Source organism: Pseudoalteromonas apostichopi (genome assembly GCF_030297135.1).
Classification (GTDB): Bacteria; Pseudomonadota; Gammaproteobacteria; order Enterobacterales; family Alteromonadaceae; genus Pseudoalteromonas; species Pseudoalteromonas apostichopi.
The window spans coordinates 256999-269087 of sequence record NZ_AP028066.1 but is presented as its reverse complement, the minus strand read 5'-3'; the positions used below and the strand labels follow the sequence as shown (position 1 = coordinate 269087).

At 37.3% G+C, this 12089-nt stretch carries 11 protein-coding genes; 5 read left to right on the top strand and 6 right to left on the bottom strand.

All coding sequences use genetic code 11. From position 1 onward, the window contains the following. Nucleotides 1-113: 113 nt before the first annotated feature. Nucleotides 114-569: an azurin gene (gene azu / locus QUE86_RS17270; RefSeq protein ID WP_286260740.1), complete on the bottom strand. Its 456-nt coding sequence runs from the start codon at nucleotides 567-569 to the stop codon at nucleotides 114-116. A gap of 556 nt (nucleotides 570-1125) precedes the next feature. On the opposite strand from azu, the gene QUE86_RS20090 reads away from it, so the two are divergent. Beyond that, a complete protein-coding gene (locus tag QUE86_RS20090; RefSeq protein ID WP_286260739.1) occupies nucleotides 1126-2424 on the top strand; it encodes a methyl-accepting chemotaxis protein in 1299 nt (432 codons plus the stop codon). Between the two features lie 298 nt (nucleotides 2425-2722). Here QUE86_RS20090 and QUE86_RS17260 read toward each other — a convergent pair whose 3' ends face one another. The 4 genes from QUE86_RS17260 to QUE86_RS17245 all read right to left on the bottom strand — a co-directional run bounded on the left by QUE86_RS17260 (nucleotide 2723) and on the right by QUE86_RS17245 (nucleotide 7250). Beyond that, nucleotides 2723-4765 carry a DUF262 domain-containing protein gene (locus QUE86_RS17260; RefSeq protein ID WP_286260738.1) on the bottom strand — a complete coding sequence of 681 codons (2043 nt, stop codon included), beginning with the start codon at nucleotides 4763-4765 and terminating at the stop codon, nucleotides 2723-2725. After that, nucleotides 4758-6215 carry a DUF262 domain-containing protein gene (locus QUE86_RS17255; protein WP_250662299.1) on the bottom strand — a complete coding sequence of 486 codons (1458 nt, stop codon included), beginning with the start codon at nucleotides 6213-6215 and terminating at the stop codon, nucleotides 4758-4760. The genes QUE86_RS17260 and QUE86_RS17255 overlap by 8 nt, the downstream gene beginning before the upstream one ends. A 92-nt stretch (nucleotides 6216-6307) precedes the next feature. Beyond that, nucleotides 6308-6460 (bottom strand): restriction endonuclease subunit S, encoded by a 153-nt coding sequence (locus QUE86_RS17250; RefSeq protein ID WP_286260737.1) that lies wholly within the window; start codon nucleotides 6458-6460, stop codon nucleotides 6308-6310. Nucleotides 6461-6533: 73 nt separating this feature from the next. After that, entirely contained in the window at nucleotides 6534-7250 is a 717-nt protein-coding gene (locus tag QUE86_RS17245; protein ID WP_250662297.1) for a hypothetical protein, read from the bottom strand. A gap of 155 nt (nucleotides 7251-7405) precedes the next feature. Here QUE86_RS17245 and QUE86_RS17240 point away from each other — a divergent pair, with 155 nt between their 5' ends. Both QUE86_RS17240 and QUE86_RS17235 read left to right on the top strand, forming a co-directional pair. After that, complete coding sequence (locus QUE86_RS17240) at nucleotides 7406-8380, top strand: WYL domain-containing protein (RefSeq protein ID WP_286260736.1); 975 nt, start codon at nucleotides 7406-7408, stop codon at nucleotides 8378-8380. A 61-nt stretch (nucleotides 8381-8441) separates the two neighbouring features. Continuing rightward, nucleotides 8442-9545, top strand: coding sequence for a cell division protein FtsZ (locus QUE86_RS17235; protein WP_286260735.1), 1104 nt, complete (start codon nucleotides 8442-8444; stop codon nucleotides 9543-9545). A gap of 69 nt (nucleotides 9546-9614) precedes the next feature. Here the strand turns inward: QUE86_RS17235 and QUE86_RS17230 are convergent, their stop codons facing one another. Beyond that, nucleotides 9615-9977, bottom strand: a complete 363-nt coding sequence (locus tag QUE86_RS17230) for a hypothetical protein (RefSeq protein WP_286260734.1) — start codon at nucleotides 9975-9977, stop codon at nucleotides 9615-9617. Between the two features lie 376 nt (nucleotides 9978-10353). Between QUE86_RS17230 and QUE86_RS17225 the strand changes: the two genes are divergently transcribed. Together QUE86_RS17225 and QUE86_RS20065 are read left to right on the top strand one after the other, a co-directional pair. Then, complete coding sequence (locus tag QUE86_RS17225; RefSeq protein WP_054562570.1) at nucleotides 10354-10608, top strand: YfhL family 4Fe-4S dicluster ferredoxin; 255 nt, start codon at nucleotides 10354-10356, stop codon at nucleotides 10606-10608. Nucleotides 10609-10716: 108 nt separating this feature from the next. After that, a complete protein-coding gene (locus QUE86_RS20065) occupies nucleotides 10717-12036 on the top strand; it encodes a methyl-accepting chemotaxis protein (RefSeq protein ID WP_130053034.1) in 1320 nt (439 codons plus the stop codon). The last annotated feature ends 53 nt before the right edge of the window (nucleotides 12037-12089 follow it).

Sequence of the window (12089 nt, the reverse complement as noted above, 5' to 3'; positions counted from 1 at the left end):
TAATTTTAATGGGAGCCATATACAACTCCCATTAACTTAGTCATTTTTAATAAGCAGCCTATTCTCTAAAAAATGATAGTGAGACCGAGATAAATATGTAAACGGCCAGTATTTTACTTAGTTATGCTAAAGCTACCTTGCATTATTGCCGAATGTCCCGGGGATGCGCAGAAAAAGATATATTCTTCTTTTGTATTTATAAGCGACGTTTTGAAAGATATCGAGGTTGATTCACCTCCCCCTATAACTTTAGAAACAGCGATTGCTCTAGAGTCATTTGGCTTTACATAGTTATTCTCGAAGCCGGCTTCATAGCTATCATTTGTTAATCCAACTAAATCCTCTTTTTTTGAGATAACCAAATTATGTCCCATTAAAGTTGCTGGTAGCTTGCCAGAGTTTTTTAGGTTTATAGTAACGGAAGTACAACTAGCAGATACGTTTATTTCACTTTTAGAAAAGTGCATTTCGTTTGTGGCTTCTATATTCACAATGCAATTATCTTGAGCCAAAGCAGGAAAAATAAAGCTTGCAAAGAAAAGACTTAATAAGGTGCTGCGGATAGACATTGAGCCTCCAGTTAAATGTTAAGTTATTTAGGTTTGAACTTATCAAGTAACGCTTTAACTCTCTAACGAATATATTAAATCTAATCAATTGATAAAACAGATGATTTAGAGCTATTTTTAAAAATTAAATGCTCAATAAAAGTTGGTTTCACATTATGAAACTATAAGTTAGTAAGGTAATTCATTAAATAACAAGTACTTAGCTTTTCATAAGCCATATAATTCACCAAAGACGGCACGTGTCTTAATTTGTTTCCTCACTACTCTATGCTTTGCTGGATCAAGGTCGCTCTAGATATGAATGTAAGGCGAGGCTTGGGGGGAGGAGTAGCATGCAATTGATTTTTGATTATTAAAGCTACGAAACATATAAAAAGTGATCTTTTATATCGTAAGAGCAGTATAAAGACTCTTTGATCAATATTTGAATCTCAGAATTAATTTATCTGTCTTCTAATTAATCGTTCAACCTAATGTACTTCTAATCACCATTTTTATTTGTACGATGATACAAATATCTTCATGAGTTAAGTTCTTAATTTAAGGAACATATTAAATGTGGTTTACTAATCGTAACCTGTTATCCGAAAATACTTACTTAAAAGAGCAAGCAGCGGAATATGAAAATATACAGAAAGATCTCAAAAAAGAGATGCTGTACTTTTTACTGAGTAAAAATAGCACCATCATTGAAGTTAATGAGCTATTTGCAGCTGCATTAGACTCTAAAGTTGATGAGTTAATAGGGAAAAACTTTAATGATTTGATTCTTAAAAAATCAATTAATAAGCCACATACACAAAAACTACTTTTGGCAATAAATAACTTAAACCACTGGCATGGCGCCTTACAATTAAAAACTAAAACAGATCGTGAATTGTGGCTAAGAAGCATTGCACAACCAATTAATGGTGAGCTAGCCGTTTACTCTGCAGAACTCACAAGAACAATTTCTCAATCAAGAGAAAAAGAAGACATGCTTGCTGCTCTAAGTCGCTCTTCCGCAGTTATTGAGTTTAGCTTAGAAGGCATAATACTCAATGCAAACGACAATTTTTTAAATGCTATGGGTTACTCTCAAAGTCAAATTCTAGGAAAACACCACAGTATGTTTTGTGACCCACATGAAGTTGAGTCGAGTGCATATAAGCAGCTTTGGTCTGAGTTGAAGCAAGGGCGCTTTATTTCAGACCGTTTTAAAAGGATTGATAGTCGTGGTAATGAGGTATGGCTTGAAGCCTCATATAACCCGATTCATGACGACAATGGTGATTTATATAAAGTTGCTAAGTTCGCGACTGTCATTACTGAGCAAATGAGAAGAGAACAAGCTATTTCTCAGACTGCAGAGATTGCTTTCGATATCTCAAAACAAACAGACGCAGATGCTGAAAATGGTTTAGAGGTTGTAAAGCAAACAATATCAACTATGAACGCTCTTTCTAAGAAACTCGAAATAGCGAGTGAAAGCATCAATAAGTTAGATGTACAGTCAGCTAAAGTAGCCGAACTGGTTGATAGCATTAAAAGCATTGCAGACCAAACGAATCTATTAGCACTTAATGCTGCAATAGAAGCAGCAAGAGCAGGGGAGCAAGGGCGCGGTTTTTCAGTTGTGGCTGATGAAGTAAGGCTATTAGCATCAAGAACAAGTACCGCCACTGAACAGATAATAGGCGTTGTGACTGAGAATAAAGTACTAACACAAGATGCGGTAACTCAAATTAAGTCTAGCTTAGTAGAAGCAAAAGATGCATTAGAGTTATCTAATAGTGCAGGCAGTGTAATCGATGATATTCAAAAAGGTGCAAAAGAAGTGGTTGAGGCCGTAGGGCAATTTAAAACGAACCTTTAGCTAAAGGGATTTAGAATAAGGGAGTAGTGTGCTACTCATTTTTATTTGAAGTAGGCTTGGTAAAAGCCTTGCTAAATTTTATTGAGAGTATCTTTTTGAAACTTAATTATGAACTAATTAAATTAAGGCATCAGCAATTCCATGACCTTTGAGCTATTTGGTCGGTAAATCTTTTCTATATTGCTGTTACCCTCACTATATTGCCAATTACCTAGAAAGTCGTAATCAAGCAGTTCCTTAAAAAGTTAACAACTCGGTTTTGAGTTGTTCTCTTTAAGTGACCTATAATACTCATTATCTAATTCCTTTTCGAGTCGTTAACGAATACCGTTAACATGCTTTGTTCATGCTCGGCTATTTGAGCTTCAGTCCACTCGCTAGCAGTATTCATTAGCTTAATCATTTCATACAGTTTTAGAGTATCGATGCTTTTATCAGCAATGGCGGCTTTAAAGTGATCGCGTTTAGCAGTTGGTTGTAAGTTACTTAATTTTGAATTTTTACTGTGACTTATCAGACACAAATTACCAAATAGATGCAGGTCTGCATCGGCTAGCATACGGTGCCCATCAAGTGGATGCTGAGGATAAAAGTGTTCAACAGAGCTTCGAAAAGTAAATTCAAACTGAGTAATTACATCATCTTTCTTTTTTTGAAGACCATCACACCACAACAAATAATCGAGATAGTTAAACACTAAATTATTTTCAATCACTCCATAATGGAGCCTACCCATAGCTTGCTGGTTACTTAAATCAAATGCTGAATAACTCTCGTTTTTATAAATCATTTGATAGTAATCAGAAGGCGATTCACTTAAAAAACGACCATATACAAATTGGCGAGCTAAGTGTTCGAGCTTTTGTAAATAAAGACGAGGCGTAATTTCATCCATATTGAATAAATGGAACAATGCACCATTTAACCAATGTTTATAAACCAATGTCGGAGTGGAAACATGCAATGCACTTAACAACATTAAGATCTGACGATTATTACCTTCAAACCCATCTTCGCTTTCTAACTCATTGTTATCATTAAATGTATTGATATAACTTTGGCTATCTCTATTGTAAAAATGCAGCCTCTTCAGGCTCCACTTATCTTTACCGTCACTAAATTCACGTTTTAAAATGTATTGATCAAAAAGGTATTTGCACTTGAGTAAGGCAAATACAAATTCTTTAACAGCATTAACTTTGTCATTACTGTTGTCTTTTAAATAGGCATCAAATTGCTCTAGCAAGCGCTTATCATCCAACGCTATTATTTTATTAGTTAAAACACCTTTGTTTAATATGCTAAGCACATGAAGTAAGAAGTTAGAAAAATTAATCACGCTATTAAAACGCTCTGGTGTTAGCGTTATATCTGCGCTAGAAGAGGACTGGGGTGGCTTTGCTAATATCTCATTAAGCGTCAGCGATATAGTTTGGGTGTGTTCGCTTATTTGAGTAGTTGCGTCGCCAATGCTTGCGGGTAAATCAGCGTAGCACGTTGGTGTAAATTGCCCCCAATCTTCTTTTCCAAATATAATGTGCCTTTCTTCTGGGCTAAAGCCATATTGAACGTAACGCTCCATATTCGCTGCTGCGTTCCATACTTTTCCGAGTAGCTGTATACTCTGTTCGCGCTCATCGGAGTCATTAATTTCATTTAATACTGACATTAGCCTAGCTTTGACGACTTCGTGCTTTTCGAGCTGTTCACCACGATTATTCATTACTTCAAAGTAATGATTTAAGTCGGTATCTTTTGGAACTGATACACGCGCTATTTCTACGTTTTTGAACAGGTACTTGCAAAAAACTTCTAGCTTATCACCCAGAGCCAATAAACCTTTTTCAAGTAATGTATAACCATTTATGAGATCTTGATTATATTCATCCGTTATTAAATACTTTATAGAATCACGATGAAACAATCTGTCAAAGGTTACTGATGATTTTTGTCTGCTTTCAAAATTGAGGTTGGGTGCATTGTACCAGCCCATATCAACCGTCGATTTGTTTGCAGAAGATAAGCGTTTGAGAGCAAAAGCTAATAACGTGAGCGTTGTAAAACGTTGCTGCCCATCAATCACTTCAAAGTAGCCATCATCACGCTCAAACACCACCAGTGTGCCAATATAGTAAGTTTGGTTAGGTTTGTTTTGCTGATAGTCCAATACGTCTTGGATTAATTGGTTTATTTCACCTTCACCCCACGCATAGTTTCGTTGGTACATCGGGACTAAATAGCGGCTTTTATCACAAAGTAATGCTTTAACGCTAAAGCTGGTTATTGCTTTACTTACAGTTCCATCATTGTATTGCAGATCTGGTGTTTGCGTATTACTCATAGTAATTCATTTCCTTAAACAGCTTTGTGATCTCACTCAGCTTGGTACCCTTACAATCAGATGCTTTCAATGTGCCTAACGGCCAATTTAAAACATCACTTGGTTGCACCGCTTGTTTTATAAGTTCAAATACATTTTGTGTAAGAGCGTGTTTATCCATGCGCTCTATTCCCACGACTTGCATTTGTAATCGGCAGCTATATGCCCAAATAAACAGCTTCTCTATCGCTTGCGAAAGCTGGTGTGCGCCAAACTTATCTAGATAAAAAATCACTGCACAATCAAATAGAGTACGTATATAACCATCCCCAGTGCGGATTCGAGAGCTGTAGGTGTTTAGAGTATGTAGAATCTTACTGGCTAATGGTTCTAATTCGTGATCCAATATGCGAATAGTGTGGATTTTGTCTTCACTATTTTTAGCCTTATGTTTGCCACTTCGCTCATCGCTGACTATCTCATTAATCTTATGTTGATAATGACTAGTCATTTCAAAAAAGCGTCTGCCATTTATGATCATCTGATCTAAATGGAAAGGAAAACGCATATGTTGGTGATCAATATGACGCTGATACTGCCCGTTATAATCATCAACAAAATGGTGAGCTATACGAAGCGGTTCTACATAGGGGTAAAGTCCAACTTGGTCAAGATTCACACCTTTAAATAAACCGACTTTTGATTTATTAAAATATTGCGCTGACTTACCTTGTGCCCAGTTGCGAATACGGAACAAATAGTTGGCAAATAGACGAGCCAACTGTTCACTTTCTAAGCTTTCCCAATGTCGTACCGAGTCAGCTTTAAGTTGACTTTCGCTTTGTGAAAATTCACGTAAATGAAACGCTTTTAACAAATCGTGAGGGTCTAGATCTCGGCCTCTGGCATTTTGTGAATCAAAAAACTGAAATGCCTCTGAAACATCATCTAAGACAAAGGTGACAACTTCACAGTGATTTAATAAAAAGTCGATATCAGCTTCTGTAAAGTCACTTCGAGCAACAGCGCGTTTGGCCGCCATAAAGTTTTGATGCAAATTTCGGTGCGAAATATCACTATTAAAGGCTTGTCGCCCTAAGAAAGCATTTATAGGCTTAACAAGTGAGACAAGCGTGTCTTTTACATCTTGCCGCTTTATTTCGGAATCATGGACCTTATAGTTTAACCGCTCATCTATTAAAGCCTTCACCAAAAGAACCAAGGTAAGCGTTCGCTGTTGCCCATCAACAATATCGAGCTGTGCTTGTTTGGTTTCTGAGTCAGAATGCTTGTGAAATACCACAGAGCCTAAACGGTATGCCGATTTCTTTCGGTATACCTTTAAATCACTGAGCAAATCAGCCAAGTTTGTTTGCGACCATTTATAAGGCCGCTGATAGGCTGGAATAGAGAGGTCAGGTAAAGAAACTAAAGTCTTTACCTTTATAACTTGCTTGTTAATGCTGTCCATAGACATCAATCCTTATTCTTTTTCAAACGTCAAGCGTGTATAGCCTTTGAGTAGCTCTTGCATCATTCCTTGTTTAATTTGGCGGGTTTTCGCTAAGCGCTTTTCAAAAGCTTGGATTCGTTATCCATATCTGACAGGATGGTGGCGATAGCGGTTTGCTCTTCTTTTGATGGTAATGTAATCAATATATCAGCAATCATTTGTCTGCGAACAGAATCAACAGAAGACTTTGCAGTCATAGGCATAATTCAATCGTAGAAAAAGTTACTGAATAAATATAAAAGTAATAACTGTCTAATCGCTCACCAAAGTTATGTTTTAGCTACGAAATCTAAGCTCTTTTGCGATCTCAAACACCTCATCAGTCACTTCTTTTGCTCGGTAGCCTTTCCCTTCCGGCTGACAAACAAATTTGAGTGAGTCTCGAATAGATATAGGTTTTTCAGAGTAGTCATCACCAATGATAAAGTTTTCTGCAAAAGGCGCGATTGCGTTTGCAAAAGAGGAATTAATTTCATCTCTAGATTCGAAATCCACATTTTCAAGAGAAATCATTGCACCTATTATCGCTGCATCTATCATTGTACCTTCAAGCCAGTTACAAGATGAAGCATATCCCATACACCATCTAAGGCCAGACTCTTGAATATATGTTTCCATTTCAATAGTTTTCTTGCCGATGAAGCATGAACCAAATAGAAGTCCTGTAATGTTTTGTTTTTTTGATATGTAGGAAACTTCAGCGAGGATATGCTCTACGTTTACATTACCAATTTTATTTTTATAACCATGAGCAGCAACATAAATAATGGTATTTTTGAAACCTTCTCTTGTGATGCAATCTAGTGCAAAATCAAAGCTTTTTTTATCGTAAAAATTTGCGTGGAATACTTCGGTATCACCAGTATACTTCGCGATACCTTGCATGAAAGGAACGACTGAACTTCTGTTGTTGTCTTTTTCATCTAGCCCCCATGGAGACTCTAAAACTAGAATTGCATTTGAGGAACTACCCGTCCTTCTAATAATTGCCATATTAAATTCCTTTAAAATTAATCATACTTGATTCATATTGTAAAATAACAAAATTTTTATCATTTACAATTGTTTTTAATTAGGTTTTTTGTGCAGATAAACCTAAAGTATTCTTTAAGTAGTACACAAGTTATATCCTGAAGTATTAAAATTACATGATCTCCCAGCGCCATTTAGCAATTCTAGAGCTTGTGCCTTCAAAGCCAAGCTCTATCACTATTATCCAACTGAAACAAAAGCTTTTTGATAGTGGCTTGAACCTTTCCACACGCATGTTGCAACGCGATCTTCAGTCTTTATACGAACAAGGCTGTTTTGGCCTTGAAAAAGATACGCGAACAAAACCTTATGCATGGTCTATTAGTAAAGAGTGGCGAGGAAACTCCCCGATACTCAGTACAGAGCTTGCTCACCATTACTTATTGCTTGAGCAGCTTCTGCCACAGAATATTCCTGTAGATATTAAACAAGCAATTCATGCTAAAGCTGATATTGCATTGCAGCGACTAAATGGCATCAAACCTGAATGGTTAAACCTAAAAAGTAATAGCTCGATTAAGGTGAATCTCGACAGCAAGGTTGTTGAACAAATCGAGCATGCAATAAAACATAATCGTTCAGCAAGTGCTGAGATTTATCGCGTTTTATATGATCAGGCACACTGGTTAGCTTTTCCTGAACTTAGTTTCTATGGTCTTGAAGAAGACAATGGCATTCTCATGGCGCAGTTTATGGTAGGGACGCTACATGAAAAGTGTTATCAGATGCCGGTTTATCGTATTCGTAATGTGAAGGTTCTACAAAAAACACGACGTGAACCAAATTTAGAGCAGCTAAGTTCATTAAGATCTGCAATTAATAAAGGAAAGCGTCAGGACAGTATTAACTTGATTATCAAAGTGCCGTTTCAGTCTTCATTGAATCAAGGGTTTGTGCAATTTGGTGAGTTAATAGAGCAGAAAAGATTAGATGCTAAAACATCACAGCTTACATTCAATGCGCAGGACACAGAGCAATTAACAAATGAATTGTTTAGAGCATCACATTGGCTTGAGGTCATAGAGCCTCAAGTTGTACGCAGCAGAATCATTAAAAAACTAAACGAGGCTTCAAACACTTATAACTTGTGACTTTTAGATGCGTCAAAAATTGACGCACCTTGTTGTTATGCTCTTTAAAAAATGAGGAGCAATGATGTTTGAGTTAGTTGAGAATTTAGATGGCTTGTCTATTGGCGTATTTGGTATTGGTGGCTGCGGTTGTAATACCGTAAATACTATTTTTAATGAGGTTCAAAACCCGCAAACTAAGTTTTACTGCGTTAATACTGATAAGGTTGTATTAGAGCACTCTCAAAGTGATGACTTTGTGTTGATAGGTGCTGAGCTTACAAACGGATATGGCGCTGGCGCGGACCCAGCAATAGGGTTACTCGCCGCACAAGAAAGTGAAGATCAATTATTAACGCTTATCAAAAGCTGCGATATTCTCTTATGCGCAACTGGCTTAGGAGGTGGCACTGGCACAGGAGCTAGTCCATACATAGCTAAGTTAGGCAAAGATCTTAATAAACCCGTAATATGTATTGCCACCTTACCATTTACCAGTGAGGGGGATTTTAGGCGAAAAGTAGCTGAGCAAGGGCTTGATGAATTAAAGCATTTCGCTAATGCTGTTGTCACTTTACCAAATGATCAACTTATAGAGGTGCTTGGCAATGACATTGGCTTATTCGATGCCTTTAAGCACAGTAATCAAATTTTACATTCTTTAATTACCTCACTCATCGATATGCTGTGTTATCAGGGATTAATTAACGTAGATCTGCGTGACTTTCAAAGAGTAATGGACGCCCAAGGCGATGCTGTATTGGGGGTTGGAAAATGTGTAGATGAAGGCGATTTACAAATGGCTCTTACGCAAGCCCTAAGCAACCCTCTGGTTAGCAGTGTTGATATGAGCACAAGTACAGGTGTTATTGTACAAATTAATTGTGTCGATGAGATCTCATTAGGTAGTTACAACACCATAATGGATACTGTACGTCATCAAGTTAGCCCTAACGCGGTGGTTATTTGTGGTGCCTCTAAAATTACGAGTTTGGCGAATAACTTTGAAATACTCATCATAGCCACTGGTGCAAAAAGTCAGTTAATTCATGCCAAAAACATAGATGAAACAATACCTAAAGTAGAGCAAACAACAAAAGCTAAAGCTGTTGTATCTAGTCAAAGTGATATTTTTGATATTCCGGCCTTTATACGTAGTCAATCACCAGCTCCCTCTGGTAAGTAGTTTCATAGGGTTGCCACTAATTTAGCTCTGCGTATCTGTGCTCAGTTATTTGGTAGTATTTTATTTGTTCTAAATACTACCAAAGCAATTGTAATGAGGATCAGTAAAGAACCTGACATTTGTATCTGGTAAAGAAAAATTAGCTTTTATCTTTTTAACTATATGCTTTTTAAACAAGCTTTTGTCTAAATATACGTATGAGGTATTTTGCTCAGCATTAAAAACAACTCGACCTCTGGGAAAGTTGTAGTAGTCAGTGTTGTCTAGCATTAAACCAAACAATTGGTAAATATTATTATCTTCCCACTCAACTTGGTGTTGTAACGTGCTATCAATAAATCCAAGTTGATCTGGCTTTAAGTCGATAGCACTTTGAGCTTTAAAGACTAGTGTGTTTTCAGCAAACCAAAAGATGCCAACTTTGCTATTCATGAAGGACTCCTAAATTTATTTTTCCCGACATTACTCGATTAAGTCCAATTTAGAACCCTTCCTCAGAGCCCATTTTTTCGAAAAATTTATACTTTTTATGTGGTGCTTGTTATCGTCACAGGTATGGGTAAGTAAAATCTAGATGTTATAAAACATCTCACTTATCTCATCACATCACTTGCTTCGGTAGATAACCGCTAATGCATTAATTACGTAGCAACTACCAAAAAGAATTCAAACTAATTTCAAGCTTGATCTAGATCAAAGAAAGGTTAAGTGAAGCAATCTATATTACGCGGCTGCAATTTTCGCTGCTTTTTGAAATCTAGATTAGCTTTTAAAGGCAATACTCCATCAGCGTGCTTAAAGGTTTGTCATGGCATTACTCATCAATAACAAATGTATTAACTGTGATATGTGTGATCCTGAGTGTCCGAATGAGGCTATCTATATGGGCGCGAAGATATATCAAATCGACCCTAACAAATGCACCGAGTGTGTTGGGCATTACGATAACCCTACTTGCGTGAGTGTGTGTCCTATCGATTGTATTAAGCCAGATCCAAATCATCGCGAAACGTTAGATGAACTGGCAGAGAAATACGTTAAATTGACCTCTCAAGCTTCTTAGTTAAATCACTTTTCTTAATTCTTTTTACTTATTTTAAAGTGGCGCCCCGTGTTAATTGTTCTACAATTTTATGAACAACAACACGTTAATAAGAAATCAGGGCGTTTTATGTGGTTTAGCAAATCATTACAGGCTGAAATTGATGCGTTAAAGGCGGAACTTTATCCGTTAAAAGATCTTACTTCAGGCATTGATGAAGAGATGCTGGTGCTTAGACTACGTGCTGATGGCACAATGGCTTATATTAACCAGAACTTCTTAGATGAATTAGGTTACTCGCAAAGCCAGCTAATTGACTCGCCCTTTCAGGATATTATTACTGAACAATGTCAAAATACTGACCAGTTTAAAGATTTAAAAAACGCCATTGAAAATCAACAGCATGGAGTTGGGCACTTACAAATAACCCGTTATGACGGCAAACTTGAGTGGCTGCGATTAATTGCTCATCCTGTTCACACAGAGCAAGGGGAGCTTAATTACTTTGCTATTTACGGCACTGTACTTACTGATGCAATTTCTACCTCTCGTGAACAGCGCGACACTATTAATGCTATTTATCGTTCTATGGCGGTTATAGAGTTTGACCTTGAAGGCAAGGTTATTAACGCAAATGAACCGTTTTTAGAGAGTATGGGTTATAAAAAAGAAGAGATTGTCGGTAAGCATCATCGCATGTTTTGTGAGCCAGAACTTACAGAATCTGCTGAGTACGAAAAGTTTTGGCAGCGTTTAAGGCGCGGTGAGTTTGTTGTTGATCGCTTTAAACGTGTTGATCGTCATGGCAATGAAGTTTGGCTTGAAGCTTCATATAACCCAATTTCTAATGATTTCGGTGAGCTTTATAAAGTAATGAAGTTTGCAACCGTGATCACTGAGCAAGTTAATCGTGAGAATGCAATCTCCCAAGCTGCCGAAATTGCATATGGCACATCAACAGAAACCGATAAACTGGCTCAACAAGGGGCTGAGGTGTTACAAAACACCATGACGGTGATGAATGAATTAGCTCAGCAGATGGAACAAGCCGCACAAGAAATTTCTGCGCTTGATAAACAGTCACAACAAATTGCTGCTATTGTGCAAAGTATTAGTAGTATTGCAGAGCAAACAAATTTGCTGGCACTCAATGCCGCGATCGAAGCTGCCCGAGCGGGTGAGCAAGGTAGAGGCTTTGCTGTGGTTGCTGACGAAGTTCGACAGCTTGCATCGAGAACTTCAAAAGCCACAGAAGAAATTGTTGAAGTAGTTAATGATAATCAGTCTCTTACACAAAATACAGTTAAGGTTATAGAGCAAGGAAAGGTAAAAGCCGAGCAAGGTGTGTCATTATCAAATGAGTCAGGTCAAATGATGGAGGATATACAACGTGGCGCTCAACAAGTGGTAGATGCGGTTGGACAATTCGCTAACCAACTTAACCACTGACAAAAAGCCTACACAGCTAGGCTTTTTTAATGCTATTTAATTAAATCATTTCT